This is a genomic window from Thiobacillus sp. 65-1402, from assembly GCF_001897685.1.
Lineage (GTDB): Bacteria > Pseudomonadota > Gammaproteobacteria > Burkholderiales > Thiobacillaceae > Thiobacillus.
The window spans coordinates 1-14,252 of record NZ_MKUG01000030.1 but is presented as its reverse complement, the minus strand read 5'-3'; the positions used below and the strand labels follow the sequence as shown (position 1 = coordinate 14,252).

The 14,252-nt window shown below is 57.0% G+C and carries 14 protein-coding genes and 2 pseudogenes; 7 read left to right on the top strand and 9 right to left on the bottom strand.

The features are described 5' to 3' along the window. Nucleotides 1-417: pseudogene (locus tag BGO62_RS02755) on the bottom strand (transposase); the annotation flags it as partial. Nucleotides 418-653: 236 nt separating this feature from the next. Between BGO62_RS02755 and BGO62_RS02750 the strand changes: the two are divergent. From BGO62_RS02750 to BGO62_RS02725, 6 genes are all read left to right on the top strand, one after another. After that, the gene (locus tag BGO62_RS02750) at nucleotides 654-2,063 is read left to right on the top strand and encodes a DNA cytosine methyltransferase (RefSeq protein ID WP_296639072.1); all 1,410 of its coding nucleotides are present in this window, start codon (nucleotides 654-656) and stop codon (nucleotides 2,061-2,063) included. Between the two features lie 280 nt (nucleotides 2,064-2,343). After that, nucleotides 2,344-2,967, top strand: a complete 624-nt coding sequence (locus BGO62_RS02745) for a hypothetical protein (protein WP_296639071.1) — start codon at nucleotides 2,344-2,346, stop codon at nucleotides 2,965-2,967. 225 nt (nucleotides 2,968-3,192) lie between these two features. Beyond that, nucleotides 3,193-3,864: a hypothetical protein gene (locus BGO62_RS02740; RefSeq protein WP_296639070.1), complete on the top strand. Its 672-nt coding sequence runs from the start codon at nucleotides 3,193-3,195 to the stop codon at nucleotides 3,862-3,864. Between the two features lie 140 nt (nucleotides 3,865-4,004). Next, on the top strand, nucleotides 4,005-5,102 hold the full coding sequence (locus BGO62_RS02735; RefSeq protein ID WP_296639069.1) for a DUF6094 domain-containing protein: 1,098 nt from the start codon (nucleotides 4,005-4,007) through the stop codon (nucleotides 5,100-5,102). Between the two features lie 75 nt (nucleotides 5,103-5,177). Beyond that, nucleotides 5,178-5,717 carry a hypothetical protein gene (locus tag BGO62_RS02730; RefSeq protein WP_296639067.1) on the top strand — a complete coding sequence of 180 codons (540 nt, stop codon included), beginning with the start codon at nucleotides 5,178-5,180 and terminating at the stop codon, nucleotides 5,715-5,717. A gap of 304 nt (nucleotides 5,718-6,021) precedes the next feature. Next, the gene (locus BGO62_RS02725) at nucleotides 6,022-8,328 is read left to right on the top strand and encodes an SNF2-related protein (RefSeq protein WP_296639064.1); all 2,307 of its coding nucleotides are present in this window, start codon (nucleotides 6,022-6,024) and stop codon (nucleotides 8,326-8,328) included. Between the two features lie 120 nt (nucleotides 8,329-8,448). Here the strand turns inward: BGO62_RS02725 and BGO62_RS02720 are convergent, their stop codons facing one another. The 7 genes from BGO62_RS02720 to BGO62_RS02695 all read right to left on the bottom strand — a co-directional run bounded on the left by BGO62_RS02720 (nucleotide 8,449) and on the right by BGO62_RS02695 (nucleotide 12,737). After that, entirely contained in the window at nucleotides 8,449-9,072 is a 624-nt protein-coding gene (locus BGO62_RS02720; protein ID WP_296639062.1) for a hypothetical protein, read from the bottom strand. 31 nt (nucleotides 9,073-9,103) lie between these two features. After that, nucleotides 9,104-9,883: a hypothetical protein gene (locus BGO62_RS02715; protein WP_296639061.1), complete on the bottom strand. Its 780-nt coding sequence runs from the start codon at nucleotides 9,881-9,883 to the stop codon at nucleotides 9,104-9,106. Between the two features lie 98 nt (nucleotides 9,884-9,981). After that, nucleotides 9,982-11,649 carry a DEAD/DEAH box helicase family protein gene (locus BGO62_RS02710; RefSeq protein WP_296639059.1) on the bottom strand — a complete coding sequence of 556 codons (1,668 nt, stop codon included), beginning with the start codon at nucleotides 11,647-11,649 and terminating at the stop codon, nucleotides 9,982-9,984. Then, nucleotides 11,646-11,780: an HNH endonuclease gene (locus BGO62_RS16340; RefSeq protein WP_363923701.1), complete on the bottom strand. Its 135-nt coding sequence runs from the start codon at nucleotides 11,778-11,780 to the stop codon at nucleotides 11,646-11,648. Before BGO62_RS16340 ends, BGO62_RS02710 begins: the two co-directional genes overlap by 4 nt. Before the next feature lie 59 nt (nucleotides 11,781-11,839). Then, nucleotides 11,840-12,112, bottom strand: coding sequence for a helix-turn-helix domain-containing protein (locus tag BGO62_RS02705; RefSeq protein WP_296639057.1), 273 nt, complete (start codon nucleotides 12,110-12,112; stop codon nucleotides 11,840-11,842). Further along, entirely contained in the window at nucleotides 12,109-12,432 is a 324-nt protein-coding gene (locus BGO62_RS02700; protein ID WP_296639055.1) for a hypothetical protein, read from the bottom strand. The genes BGO62_RS02705 and BGO62_RS02700 overlap by 4 nt, the downstream gene beginning before the upstream one ends. Nucleotides 12,433-12,446: 14 nt before the next feature. Continuing rightward, nucleotides 12,447-12,737, bottom strand: coding sequence for a hypothetical protein (locus tag BGO62_RS02695; RefSeq protein ID WP_296639054.1), 291 nt, complete (start codon nucleotides 12,735-12,737; stop codon nucleotides 12,447-12,449). A 733-nt stretch (nucleotides 12,738-13,470) separates the two neighbouring features. Here BGO62_RS02695 and BGO62_RS16335 point away from each other — a divergent pair. Further along, nucleotides 13,471-13,755 (top strand): annotated as a pseudogene (locus BGO62_RS16335) (sigma 54-interacting transcriptional regulator); the annotation flags it as partial. 142 nt (nucleotides 13,756-13,897) lie between these two features. Here the strand turns inward: BGO62_RS16335 and BGO62_RS02685 are convergent. Next, the coding region (locus tag BGO62_RS02685) for a Tn3 family transposase (protein WP_296639051.1) at nucleotides 13,898-14,252 on the bottom strand (355 nt) is incomplete at its 5' end.

The following is a 14,252-nucleotide window of genomic DNA, read 5'->3' as shown; positions in this document are numbered from 1 at the left end:
GCGCAAGGATCTGCTCCCGCAGGGACTGGTTGCGGTCTGGGGCGGGCTCGTAGCGGTAGGCACTGGCGCTCATGCCGACGACGCGCAGGGCATGTCGCTCGCTCAACCCTCGGCCTGCCAGGTGACGCACCAGTTCCCGGCGGGCTGGCGCTTTCACCACTTTTTTCTCAGCGCCTCGCGCGTGACCTCGTTCTCCAGCATCGCTTCGGCGAGCAGTTTCTTCAGGCGAGAGTTCTCGGATTCGAGCTCTTTCAGACGCTTGGCGTCCGATACGCTCATGCCGCCAAACTTGGATCTCCAGAGGTAGTAACTGGCTTCCGAGAAGCCGTGCCGGCGGCACAGTTCCTTGACCGGAAGCCCGGCTTCCGCCTCCCGCAGGAAGCCAATGATCTGTTCTTCGGTGAAACGCTTCTTCATGTCCAACTCCTTGAATGATGGAATTGGACTCCAAAGCTATGTGCTACTCAAATCGGGGGGACGTCGTGGCAGCCGGTTGATTACAGTGATCTGGATACCCTGCCTGCGGATTTGAGTAATGCGCCGGGGATCAGCACACCAAACCAGGCCACGGCTCAGCCGGGAAGTTTGCAGGACGCGATTGTGAAGCATCGCAGGCGTTGCCGGAAAGCGCTCGGGATGGATGAGGTGCTCAAATGAAGCACTATCTCATCACCTCAATCGGCGAAAACAAAGGTGCTCCGCGGGTGTGGCTTCAAGGTTCCAATCTGGATCATGTTGGATTCAAGCCCGGCACTCGATTCGACATAAAGCTGGATGACGCGAGACTGGTGCTCACTCGATCTGATCAGGGCATTCGTGTGGTCTCGCGGAAACGGCGAGGCGAAAGCGAGTATCCGGTCATCGACATCAATAGCAGGGAACTGCTGGAGATGTTCGAGGGAATGAGCGCGGTACGGGTGGTGATGCTGGAGGAGGAAATCCATATCCTTCCGCTTGCATCCGAGATGCGTCGCCAGGAGAGAGTCGAGCGAACTGCCGCCAGGATGGGGCAGGGTGACCCGCTGGAAATCGGGTCGCTTTCCCATGGCGGCGGCATCATGTGCCATGCGATTCATGCGGGGTTATACCGCGAGGGGCTGGACTCAAGGCTGATTTTTGCCAATGAGATCAGACCTGAGCTGCTCGATCATGCCAGGGAAGCCAATGATTGCTGGGAATCCGACACCGTAGGCATCGCGGCTCCCATGCAGGAACTGGCCTTTGATCGCTGGGCCATGGCCAAGCTTCCAGACGTGGATATTCTGGAGGCCGGGATTCCATGTTCTGGTGCCAGCCTCTCCGGACGCTCCAAGCGCAAGCTTGGCGTGCCGGAGGATCATCCCGAGGTAGGCCATCTGGCTGTTGCCTTTCTGGCGATCGTCGCAGCGGTCAACCCGTTGGTGGTGGTTCTGGAAAACGTGCCCCAGTATCGGGATACGGCCAGCGGCGCCATCATCCGATCGCAGTTGCGGGACCTTGGCTACGCAGTCCATGAAGTGGTGCTGTCTGGCGAATCCTTCAATGCATTAGAGGACCGCAAACGCTATTGCATGGTGGCCGTGACCAATGGGGTGAGCTTTTCGATGAACGACCTGGCGGTGCCGGACAGAATCACGATCACCCTTGGAGATGCGCTGGATGAGGTCGACGACGACGACCCAAGGTGGTCGACCATGCCAGGTTTGAAAGCCAAGCAGGAACGCGACAAGGAGGCCGGCAAGGGATTCATGATGCAGGTTTTCGATGGCGGTTCTACCCGGATCGGGACTATCACCAAGGGTTACGCCAAGGTGAGAAGCACCGACCCGAAGATCCGCCACCCCCGCAACCCTGAACTGCTCCGTCAGTTGACCGCAGGCGAGCACGCCCGGGTAAAGCAAATTCCCGAGCGTCTGATCGATGGGCTTTGTGAAACAACTGCTCATGAAGTCCTTGGCCAGTCGGTGATTTATGGGCCGTTCATGGCGATCGGCGCCTTGATTGCAAGCGCGCTCAAGCGCTGGGCAATCGAGGGGCCAAGCGGCTGCCAACAAGGCGATGCAGCACTGATTGCTTGCGGTTAGTTTTTGCCCTCCCTCCGGGGGGGCTTTTCTCGAACGCACGGGCTGAAGCCGGCGTGTTGGAGAAAGGCTCCGGGCCCTTGAAGTGTTTCACTGCTGGCTGTCAGTTTCAGCCCGACCGATGCGCGTCACGCATCGCCTTATGAGTCCGGTCAGTCCCTGAGACCGGAACGCCTCGATGGCCCCACAAGGACATGGAGGCCGGGATTCAATTCATCAACCCAGCGGGGTGCATCCACCCTGCAAGGGGACGACTGCCTCCGCGTTTTTCAGGAGAGCAGCAATGAGATGTATTAACGAACAACTGACCAAGGCAAACGACTGTTTGCGCTTTGCGACCGATGATCTGCGTGGAGCACTGGCTGACGCCAACGCGGTACAAGCACTTGTGCTGTTGCCGCTGATCGCCGACACGACCAGACTGGCGCAGCAGGTCAGCGCACTGATCGTAGCGATGGGGGCTTGCGAAAGTGAAGCGCAGCATAAGCTCGACTGGGAACTGATCGGGAAAGTGATGGCGAAGTACGGCATTCCGGGTGACATCGCGCCACTGGAATCAGAAAGCGGGTTCATTGCCAGGCTTCTTGATGAGGCATGTTCCAGAACCTTGCGGGCTGAACATGTGATCGCAGAAAGGGACAGCTTGATATCCATCGAGATGAAACGCCATGTCCTCCATCTCGACGACCTGGAAGAGGCTGTGTCCTTTTACGCAGATGATGTTGAACCTGGTCAAGGTGGCGTTCTTCAAGGAAAGCTGAGGGACTTTTCCGGATGTACCCATGTGTCCTTGATTCGGAGTGACTGGATCACCGTGGCAGCCAGTCTACGGTGTGCGGACAATCACAGCGCGGCGGCATATATCGAGGAAATTATCGATGCAGGCGCTGGCGATTATGTGGGCTGAGCCAGGCTTGTAAAGGCTCTTGAAACGCGCATAATTAACGCAGTTGTGCCTGCTGGCTGTCAGTTTCAGCTCGACCGATGCGCGTCATGCATTGCCCTTGAATGCCGTTCAGTTCCTGAAAACGGCGGGTCTTCTGACCTGGAATTCCATCGCAGTTCAACCACCCCATGGGGAGTCACGACTCCCCTCCGGGAAAGTGCTCCCCTTTTTTCCCAGGAGCACGCCATGCTTTACAAAATATCGGAACTCTCTGACCTGTATGCGGATGCTTGCATCCGGGACGAATCTGGCGAGTTGATGTTCCTCTCCCTGTACGGTCGGGACACTGCGATTCAGCAGCTTCTCGCCGCATTCACCCTGAAGGAAAGCTGCGGAGGCTTGTCTGGCTTCCGCCTCACGCCAGTCAATGACGGCGATGGCCGCTCGGTCGAGCAAGTCCATGTACGCAGTCCGGACCGGCTCACAAAATTCAGTGGACGATTACCCAGGGACACCCTCTTTGGGAACCTTGTCCATACCTGGATTTACGATGCAGTCCTGCTAAAGCCTGACAGGTCTACCAAGACCGCTTGGTTCATGCTGGACGAGCCATTCACACCGGAAGCAAGGCCTCGATTGCTGCAGGGGGTATGGTCTTTGTACAAGACCCTCTCACCTGTGCCGTTACTCGATAGCTGGAGGGATGTAGTCATGCGGGCAACCCATGCCGAGTGCGTGAGTTTTCTGGAAGACAGCGACCATCCACCGATCGGAAAGGTAACGGCTGCCAAAGTCATGTTGACGGAATCATTTTCGGACGACGTGTCGAGAATGGTTCAGGCGGGCATGATCGGCCTGAATGGCGAGGAAGCTGTATACCTCGAACAGGCTAGAAGCGCCAATGCCATTGCAGCTTAGCGTCATCGATTTATCAACCCAGCGGGGTGCAACCACCCCGCAAGGGATTTGGCTGCCTCCGCAATATATAAGGAGAGCAGCATGTTGTTAAAAACACTGGAAGTTACGGAGTGGGACCAGCCGGAAAGCGAGGTGTCGGCATGAGCCTCATCTTTCCGCGATTGGCCCAGAACTTTATCAAGAACGGATATTTCCCGACGGATGAGGTAACGCTGGCCCGGATTCTCCAGGCGCTCGACATTGGTGGTGGGCAACTGCGTATTCTTGACCCGTGCTGCGGCGAAGGAACGGCATTGGCTGAGTTTAAGCACCACCTGGTTCAGTGCGGAGCGTCTGTCGTGGCCAACGGCATCGAGTTCGATGCAGAGCGCGCGTGGCATGCCAAGGGGATACTCGACACAGTCGCGCACAGCGATGTGAACGACGTGTTTGTATCGGCTCGCAGTCAGGGGCTGCTGTTCCTGAATCCACCGTATGGCGATGTTGTATCGGACAAGGCGGCCACGGGAGACCGTTCCCGAGGTGATCGTCTTGAGAAGGTGTTCTATCGCAAGACGGTTGCCTGGCTGCAGTTCGGCGGTGTCATGGTGCTCATCGTTCCGCACTACGTTCTGGACAAGGAGTTCTCCGGAATGATTGCCCGGCACTTCGAGCAGGTTCAGGTTTTCATGGCGCCGGAAACACGGTTCAGGCAGTGCGTCGTGTTTGGCGTGAAGCGTCGTGCAGACGGAGCGGATCCAGGCGTGCAGAAGCTGCTGGAGGCCTGTGGTCGCGGGGAAGAGCCCGTCGTATTGCCGGAATATTGGCAAGGTGAGCAGTACCTGGTGCCACAGATCAAGGAGGCCGAAGCACGCTTCACGTCAATTCGCATTGACGGTCCTCAGCTCCAGGCTGAGCTTGAGCGTGTTCGCAAGAATACGCTCTGGCCGATGTTCGGGACGCACTTTGTGCGTGCTGACGATACTCACCGCCGGCCCTTGCGTGCACTTTCGGACTGGCATTTGGCGCTGGCGCTGGCAGCGGGACAAATCTCGGGTGTCGTGAAGTCTGGCAATGGAAGGCGTCTCCTGATCAAAGGTGACACCTTCAAGGAGCGTGATCTCAAGACGACATTCGAGACCCGGGCCGATGGCTCCGTGTCAGAAATCCTGACCTATACGGACAAGTTTGTGCCAAGCATCACCGGCATCGACTTCAGCCCGGGTCCGGGTTTTGGGAAAGTCGTTTCGATTCGTTGAATTTTATCAAATCGCCTTGCGGGGAACATTCCCGCAAGGGGTGTTCCGTTCTTGGCATATTCAAGGAGAAACACCATGCGTTTATTTGAAGACAACATTCAGATTGAAATACCCGGACGGCCGACTCCATCGGCCCGTTCTCCCGAGGCAGAACCCAGCCTTGACGGAAAAGTGAACTCTGTCAGTCGACGTGATGCAGTTGAAGCATTCCTTCGTCTTCGGCTGTTCATGCCAGAGAGACAGAAGCAAATCGTGGCCACATGTATGAATGGAGAAGAACGGCAGTATTTCTTCGACAAAATGATCGAGATTGCGGCCACTGTCGAAGGTATGCCGGTCACGTACCAGCAAGACGGCAAGGGCGACGAGGCCATTGCACACCTTCACTACTTTCTTGGTGATTGCCATTGGTACATCACCGAGAAGGACAGGGAAGGGGAGGTCGAGCAGGCTTTCGGATATGCCATCCTGCACGGTGACCTGATCAATGCCGAGTATGGATATATCCCGATCACGGAGCTTGTTGATACAGGTGTCGGCGCCGAGTTGGATTTCCACTTTAAGCCCACCTCCATGGCTCAGATCAAGCAGGCGCTGGAGAATCGGTATGGATGATTCATCGCTGGCAATGTTCTGATCCTTAACTGCCCCCCTCCGGGGGCTTTTCTCGAACGCGCGGGCTGCGGCCGGCGTGTTGGAGAAAGGCCCGGACCTTTGAAGTGTTTCACTGCTGGCTGTCAGTTTCAGCCCGACCGATGCGCGTCATGCATCGCCTTATGAGTCCGGTCAGTCCCTGAGACCGGAACGCATCGATGTCCCCACAAGGACATGGAGGCCGGGATTCAATTCAATTCAACCCAGCGGGGTGCAACCACCCCGCAAGGGGACGGCTGCCTCCGCATTTTTCAGGAGAGTCGTCATGGAAGCAGTCATTGAAGTATCGCAGCAGGAAGTCATTCCTTTGAGCGATTTCATTCACGAGTTCGGGGAAGGACTGCTGAGCGCAGTTCAGCAGCAGAATCCGCCAATCTACGATGGGGTGCCGAATTCCAAGCATGCCATTCTGATGGAAGCGCTACTTCGCAAACCTTTTCCGCCTCAGCAGGATGCAGTCCAGGCTGTAACGCGCCTTCTGGTCGACGAAGCCCAGCCCGCAGCGATTATCAACGCTGAAATGGGTACGGGTAAGACCATGATGGCGATTGCCGCCGCGGCAGTCATGCACGAGGAGGGCTATCGCCGCACCCTGGTGATCGCGCCACCGCATCTAGTCTACAAGTGGCGGCGCGAAATCAAGGCGACGGTGCCTAATGCCAGGGTCTGGATTCTCAACGGCCCTGACACGTTGCGCAAACTCCTGCAGCTACGGGAGATGCGTGAGAAGCCGGTCGTTCCAGAGTTCTTTGTCATGGGACGTGTGCGCATGCGCATGGGATTCAACTGGAAGCCGGCCTACACCCATAAACGGACTATCGTGAGTGAAGGACAGGACAAGCACGTGAGAACCTATGCAGCCTGTCCGAAGTGCGGCGCTTTGCTGGTGGATGACGAGGGCAACCCCTTGCCAGCGACCTTGGCTGAAAGCAGGCTCAATCAGACACGATCCTATTGCACCAATCAGCAGTCGGTGAAGCGGGTAGTGGATGGAGCGCTGTTAGAAGACAGGGTGCCATGCGGAGAACGTCTTTGGACGCTGGTATCGAAACGTGGGAACACCCAATCCCGGCGTGAGCTGGTTATGGAGAGCCTGCGTCAGATACCTACCATCGGTTCCAAAACGGCCGACAGGTTGCTGGATCGCTTCGGCGAGGACATGCTGTCCGGGATGCTTGAGGACAACGTCTACGAGTTCATAAATTTGATGGACGACAAAGGCGATCTGTTTTTTACAGACCGGCAGGCACGCAGAATGGAGCGTGCAATGGCCAACACCGAGTTCTCCTTCGGGCAGGGCGGGTACCAGGCAACCGAGTTCATCAAGCGCTACCTTCCGCAGGGGTACTTCGGCCTTCTCGTGGTTGATGAGGGGCACGAGTACAAGAACGAGGGATCTGCCCAAGGACAGGCGATGGGAGTTCTTGCACGCAAGTGCCAGAAAGCCCTGCTTCTGACCGGCACCCTGATGGGCGGCTATGCCGACGATCTGTTCTATCTCCTGCACCGGCTTAACCCGGGTTTGATGATTGAGGACGGGTTCGGCTATAGCAACCGCAACTCACTGGGACCTGCCGGCATGTCGTTCATGCGCGATCACGGCATCCTGAAGGACGTGTTCAAGGAGACTGAAAGCGAGTCGCATCGCACAGCGCGGGGCAAGAACATCACGCACCGCACCTCCAAGGGGCCAGGTTTCGGCCCGAAGGGCATCATGCGTTATGTGCTGCCTCAGACGGTGTTCCTGAAGCTCAAGGATATAGGCGGTGATGTTCTGCCGCCTTACCGAGAGCATTTCACGGAAGTCCCGATGACGGAGGTGATGTCCGGGATTTACCGTGAGTTGAGCATGAGCTTGCGCGAAGATCTCCGTGAGGCGCTCAGGAAGGGCGACACCAGCTTGCTGGGCGTTGTCCTGAACGTGCTGCTTGCCTGGCCGGATACGTGCTTCCGTGACGAGCTGGTTCGCCATCCCCGATCAAAGCAGCAACTCGCTTTCGTGCCGGCGTTGATGAGCGGCACCGAGGCAAGTCCGAAAGAGCTGGAACTGCTGCGTATTTGCAAATCGGAGAAGGCACGCGGCCGGAGGATTCTGGTGTACTCGACCTACACCGGCACTCGTGACACCACCACCCGACTGAAAAACTTTCTTGAAAAGGAAGGTTTCAAGTCCGCGGTGTTGAGGGCAAGCGTCGATGCGTCAAAGCGGGAAGATTGGCTGTTCGATCAGGTTGACCGCGGTGTGGAGGTGATCATTACCAACCCTGAGCTGGTCAAAACCGGGCTCGACATGCTGGAATTCCCGACCATCGTGTTCATGCAAAGTGGTTACAACGTCTATACCCTGCAGCAAGCCTCCCGCCGCAGTTGGCGGATCGGCCAGAAGCAGGACGTGGATGTGCACTTTCTGGGCTATGCAGGATCGGCCCAGATGGGATGCCTGGAACTCATGGCAAAAAAGATCGCCGTGTCTCAGTCGACATCAGGCGACATGCCGGATTCCGGCCTGGACGTTCTGAATCAGTCAGGGGACAGCATCGAGGTTGCCCTGGCCAAGCAGCTGCTTGCTTGATCACTTACTGTCGCCACCCTTCGGGGTGGCTTTTTTTTAATGCTCGTAGGAGTTAAGACTTTACCTGTCATCCGTGATTTGTGTTGAATTCAAGGCCAACGAAGCCCATAAAACCGGTATCTAGGCAACTTCGCCCGCTTTCGGCTCGATTGTGATTTCTTTCTCGAAGAGTTCTATAGCAGTGGCGGCAACTCGGCCAGTGTCGTAGTAGGCGTAAGCGCCAACGCCGGCAGCGCCGACTATCGGCAGCCAGCGGGATATGCCTTTCCCGATAGCGCGCTGAGTGACGTGTACTCCTACTCTTTGTGCAACCATCTGAAGCGTCTTGAGGGAAGCGCGCCTAACGAGGAAGCGCTCCCCAACGCGCACTACGATGTCTCGCACTGCCTGCGCCGCTGTGTGCCGGAACAGGCAATAGAGCATTTGTTCCTGCGTTAAGGTGGACTTCTTTCCGTATGTGGCAGCAATGTCGGACACCATCTGGGCCTGAATCTTCCAAACCGCTACGAGTTCAGGAAGAATTGTCAGCCAGCCAATCGGCCCAGGAGGCAATGCTAGGAGTCCTGCGGTTCGCGCCGCCTTCGCTGCCGCATTGCTTGTGATCTCACGCGAAACCTTTGAGGGATTAGCGTCCTGATGCCTCGCAGTGTCGGGAATTTTTCCTATGAACGCGAGGATGGCGTTAGCAACTTTATCCGTTGCATTCGGATTATTCGCAACAGAAGGCAGCGTTTTCTTTGGCATGGCGTGTCCGGGAAGTTGGCAATGACGAAGGCTACGCGAGCGCAAGGACCCTGCTGATCATTAAGCTTTTGGCCTTGTCCAGCTTCTCAGGATTGGTCTTTGACGAAAGTGACTCCCTGTTTTTCTTTCCCAGGAAATAGGCGATCCGCTCTGCATTGGCTCCAGAAGGATGAGGGAGGCCATCCAAAATTCGGTCCTGGCTAAGCAACCCTTTACACGACAAATAGTGCAAAGCCTCTGCGACCTTGTCTCCCAGCGGAATAAATACAGCGTTGGGTAGGGCCTTAATGTCCTCGCCAAACTGGGACAGCAACTGTCTTTGCAGTAAGGGGTGCTTCGTCATGTTTGGAGCCCCGTTGTAGTTTTCACCACCCACAAAAACTGGATTCCGAAGTACTGAGGCTGTCTGCACGAGGTGGGAAGCAGAGTCAAACAGGGCATCGCAACTCGCTATTCCGAGCCAGCGGTTCAGCCCGACACCATCCAGCAAGCTGATCAGATTAGGGCGCATCGCACCGCTGAAGGCGCCGGTCTGCTTTGCGGCCTTCAGAGCTTCATGCGAACCGGCGCCTTGATCGAGTTGTCTGCGGACTTCCTTTATCGCATTCAGCATCTGAGTTCGGCCGGGTGTAATGCCCACAATAACCATCCGGGCTGCTGGGTTGATGTGCTCGAATGGCGCATAGCAAACATCCAGATTACCTTCCGTGGCCAACAGTAGCTTTTCATAAAGAGTAGGCGCGCCTGCCAACTCGGCAGGTGTAAGGGAGCGAATGATGGGTGCGAAGTGCTCAAATTGTTGTGCTTGCATGATGGATGTAACTCTCCCTGTTTTGGTGGATTGATATGCTGCTCTTCTGGCCCATGAAAACTCAGTGGTTGCGGATGTGGTCCAGCCGATGTACCACCTCAGCTTTCGGCAACCAGGATGGTCTTCAGTCGCGCCCAGCTCTCGTCAGGCAAAGTCTTAAGGATGCGCACCAGACGATTATCGCCGCTACGCAAGATCAGATTGCGTACATTCGGGGCCATCTGCTCCGCCAGTTGAACCTCGGTTTCATCCAGGTCCATTCCCCGCACAATGGCACCCGCTCTCAAGGCTTCGTCCAGGGTAAGCGTAAAGGTCTGGCTGAATGAGGCACCGCATGCATGGCAGCTGGATGCCGTCACAGGATTCAGGGCATCGCACTTCTCACATGCTTTGAGACGTTGCGGCGCGACAGGAAACTCATGGCCGCAGCCTGGGCATTCTCGAGCACCCAAGGCGCACTCATGGCCACACACGCCGCAACGCTTCGTTCGCGGCTCATCCTTGCCCGAGCGAGTGGACGCGGACATTTCCTCCTCGACCCGGCGGGCGTAAACCTCGAAGGTCTCGAAGGACGGCATGACCACGTAGGCCCGGGTGTCGTCATCCGGGCCGGCTGTCCGCACAACACGGCCGATGGCCTGGCGGAATGCCAGTTCAGTCAGGGCGTTGGGCAAATACACCAGCACCCGAAGCCGCTTGATATCCACGCCTTCTGAGACCATGGCAACCGATACCAGCCAGCGCTTGTCCGTATTGCGGAAAGCCTTGATTCTGGATTCCGGGTTGGGCATCTGGCTGTGCACCAACAGCGGCCGCTCCCCTTCCAGCAGCTCTATAAGATCGACCATGTATTCGGCCATCTCAATGGAAGGGGCGATCACCAGGCCGCCGGCTTCAGGCATGCGCTGGCGCAACTCGGTTAGCTTCTGGCTGCCCCAGTCGAGCATTGTGGCTTGATAGCCATTGAGCTTCGGGGTGATTTTGTCCGGCTCGAACTGGGGGGTGCGTGCCAGCCGGTAAAAATCCAGGGCCGTTTGCAGGCCAGGAATTCTTACCAAATCCTTTGGCAGCTCCGCCGGCTGGTGGCCGGAAACCTGCACAGAATGGCCACCCTCCAGGTCGACCGTAAACTTCCCTTCATGCCGGTGAAAAGTTACCGGCCGGCAGTAACCCAGATCCACCGCCAAGCCATAGGTAAGGGTGTAGGTTCCCGCATCCGGATGGTCGATCGCACCCGCGTCGTCATAGGCAAGCCATACAGACTGGGCGCCATCCGAACGAACTGGTGTGCCTGTTAACACCAGCACAAAGGCTGAGTCCGCAAATGCGCTGTCTGCGCTTGTGCCCCATGCGGCCTCCACTGCAGCGTGGTGATGTTCATCGCAAATCACCAGCACTCGTGAGGTACGACATACGGACTGCAACTCTGGCATGAGTCCCTGCACAGCAGACCAGGTGGCACAGACATCCATACCAAGGGTGCTGATATCCCCGTCCCTAGCTGTAACCTTGCCCATGAAGCGGCCCGTCACACGGCGGAAATCTTCCGACCACTGGCTGACCACCTCGGCACGGGGGGCGATCACCACTACACGATCGATTTCTTTACGCTCAATGAGGGCCTGAGCGATGGCACAGGAGGCCAGGGTTTTCCCTGCTCCCGGGGCGGCATTAATGAGGAACCGCCGATCTGACCGGTCTTCGACCAGCCATTTAAGAGATTTGGCCAATGCTTCAGATTGCCATGGACGCAACTTCAGGTTCATTTGTTGCCCTTTCTCAGGTTGCAGGTTCTGCAGAGAGCCTGTCCGTTATTCGTGACTGTCGCGCCGCCGTTCGAGAAGGCGATAACGTGATCGGCATGGAAGTCTTTGCCGAGGGAGGCACCGCATTTCATGCAGCGCCCTCCCGCAACCCAGGCCAATATCGAACGCTGCCGCTGGGAAAATCCACGCTTCATTTGCTTACCCAATACTCGGTCAGCATGACCTCTCGCACCGGCAGATTGGGCGGTGGTTGCAGCACTGCATACTGGTTGATTCTGGCCATGGCTGCGGCATAGGTACCCGTCCTCGATTGGATGACCCAGCCCTGCTTGCGCATCTCGGAAATGATGTCCGGGAAGTTGGATACGCCGTATAAAACCAGCGCTTCAAGTCGAGTGATGGGTTGTCCTGAAGCCAGGTGTTCGCGCGCGGCGAGTGCCAGTCCATATTTCATCTTGCTCATGCATTCATCTCCCTGGCCAAACGCGCCATTCCGTTATGTATCCAACGCTCATGATCTTCCTCATCCAACAACTCTTCCTGCAGGTGTGTTTCATGTCCCATCACCCGCCAACCGCCATCGGCAAATGCGGCATCCAGTGCCCACTGATCGAATGGAAGCCCTCCGGTTCTCAGATTGAACTGCGGTCCGGAATCCTCGGGCTGCGTGAACAGTTCAACCAGCGCAGATGCGCTCTCCAGAATTTCCCTCGGGCTGGCGCTACCGGCCATCGAGCGGCACAGTTCGAAATAGACTTCACGGACGAGTTGCGGGCGGGTCATGGGATAGCCTTTCCTTAGTGGATGGAAGCGCCGACGGGAGGCGATTGGAGCGCGTCACTCTCCGCTTTGCCCTGCTTCTGGTCCGCGTAACTGGACGCGGCGTGACTGGCTCCTTTCAACACAACCGGGAAAACGCGTGCGGCGTCTTCGGCGAGGCTCAACCCCAGTTCGATTGCTACAAAGGAGAGCACGTAGGAAATGTCTGCCGGTGAAGCGTCGCGTTCCAGCAGGCGCTTAACCTGCCCACGTACCCGTGCAAAGACGTCCTTCAGTTCCAGCCCTTCGTTGTTCGTGTCCTTGCTCATGGCGTCCTGCAAGTGGTTGGAGATAACCCACCTACAGCAGAGGGCGTGCCAGCTCGTAAGAAAAGTTATACTTGTTATTTAAAACATCAACTTGATAGCGCGGTAAACGGCGTGGCTTTCCATGTTGTCGTTACTGATGTATAAGAATAATTGCCAATAAATAAGGAAAATTGTGATGCCGGCTACGCGTATTCTGGTCTGCTGGATTGGAAATACTGACTTGAAGGCTGCCGAGGGGAAGGGGGATGTAGGTCTGGGGCCTATCGCCCAAGCGGTGCAGGCACGCCAGTTCGACTCGATCGTTCTCCTCTGTGATCACTCAAAGGACGTCGCCGCGACATACAAAAAGTGGCTGACGGGTTTCACCCAGTCAGCCATTGAAGTGCGGCAGCATAGGCTTCCGGCACCTACGGATTTTGGTGAGATTTACCGGGCGGCCACTGACGTGCTTGCCGGCCTGCGAGAGGCTCATGGCGCGAACGTCGAGTTGACGTTCCATTTGAGTCCCGGCACTCCGGCCATGGCGGCCGTATGGATACTCCTGGCTAAAACCCGCTTTCCAGCGGAACTGATCGAGTCATCCAGGGAGCAGGGCGTCAGAACGGCGCAGGTCCCTTTTGATATCTCGGCCGAATTCATCCCTGACTTGCTGCGCCGAAGCGACGAGCGCATGGCTCGGCTGGCGCAGGGGGTTGCGGACGAGGCCCCAGAGTTTGCCGCGATCATTCATCGCAGCCCGCAAATGAAGCGGGTGATCGAGCAGGCTCAGCGTGTGGCCATTCGGTCCGTGCCCGTCCTGATAGAGGGTGAGAGCGGCACGGGCAAGGAGTTGCTCGCCCGTGCCATTCATTCCGCCAGCCCACGCGCTGGAAAGCCGTTCATTACCGTGAACTGTGGTGCGATCCCTTCGGAGCTGGTCGAGTCCGAGTTCTTTGGCCATAAAAAAGGTGCCTTCACTGGCGCCGGGGCAGACCGTGCCGGGCATTTCGAGCAGGCAAGCGGCGGCACCCTGTTCCTGGGGTCTCCTCGTTTTCAGTGCAATAAGTGACGGTACGAAAAGCTAGCACTGGCGCGGAGGTGGTGTTGGTAGATCGTTGATTTCATTGACTTTCCTGTTCACTTTCAAATCTGCGATTCGTGGCGTCAAACCGTGGTCGGTTTCATCCATTGGTGCCAGTTATCGATGCATTTGGCCGCGAAGGCAGGATTTGGTCAGCATAGCGGTCAACCGGGAAGCGAAACACACCCCGCAAGTTGATGCTCTCCAGCCTGGTGGGCGCAATCTTCCCGATCAGTTCCGGTGGAATGACCTGGCGGCGGTTCGACCAGCGATCCAGGACCGCCTGCATCTGTGAGGTATTCCACGCCATCACGATGTTGGCCATCAGGCTCAACGCATCGGCCACAGCCTGCATTTCATCGACACGTTTGGCCTGCGCCGGGCTGATCCGGCCGGTATAAATGGCGCGCTTGAGGGCGTTAACAGCCTCGCCCCGATTGAGCACCCGGCGCAAC

Bases quoted from the DNA above. Each gene is read 5' to 3' on its own strand.
- BGO62_RS02700 (WP_296639055.1), bottom strand. From the start codon at position 12,432: ATGACCCGCCCGCAACTCGTCCGTGAAGTCTATTTCGAACTGTGCCGC.
- BGO62_RS02745 (WP_296639071.1), top strand. From the start codon at position 2,344: ATGAGATGTATTAACGAACAACTGACCAAGGCAAACGACTGTTTGCGC.
- BGO62_RS02695 (WP_296639054.1), bottom strand. From the start codon at position 12,737: ATGAGCAAGGACACGAACAACGAAGGGCTGGAACTGAAGGACGTCTTT.
- BGO62_RS02730 (WP_296639067.1), top strand. From the start codon at position 5,178: ATGCGTTTATTTGAAGACAACATTCAGATTGAAATACCCGGACGGCCG.
- BGO62_RS02725 (WP_296639064.1), top strand. From the start codon at position 6,022: ATGGAAGCAGTCATTGAAGTATCGCAGCAGGAAGTCATTCCTTTGAGC.
- BGO62_RS02750 (WP_296639072.1), top strand. From the start codon at position 654: ATGAAGCACTATCTCATCACCTCAATCGGCGAAAACAAAGGTGCTCCG.
- BGO62_RS02710 (WP_296639059.1), bottom strand. From the start codon at position 11,649: ATGAACCTGAAGTTGCGTCCATGGCAATCTGAAGCATTGGCCAAATCT.
- BGO62_RS02720 (WP_296639062.1), bottom strand. From the start codon at position 9,072: ATGCCAAAGAAAACGCTGCCTTCTGTTGCGAATAATCCGAATGCAACG.
- BGO62_RS02715 (WP_296639061.1), bottom strand. From the start codon at position 9,883: ATGCAAGCACAACAATTTGAGCACTTCGCACCCATCATTCGCTCCCTT.
- BGO62_RS02735 (WP_296639069.1), top strand. From the start codon at position 4,005: ATGAGCCTCATCTTTCCGCGATTGGCCCAGAACTTTATCAAGAACGGA.
- BGO62_RS16340 (WP_363923701.1), bottom strand. From the start codon at position 11,780: ATGAAATGCGGTGCCTCCCTCGGCAAAGACTTCCATGCCGATCACGTT.
- BGO62_RS02705 (WP_296639057.1), bottom strand. From the start codon at position 12,112: ATGAGCAAGATGAAATATGGACTGGCACTCGCCGCGCGCGAACACCTG.
- BGO62_RS02740 (WP_296639070.1), top strand. From the start codon at position 3,193: ATGCTTTACAAAATATCGGAACTCTCTGACCTGTATGCGGATGCTTGC.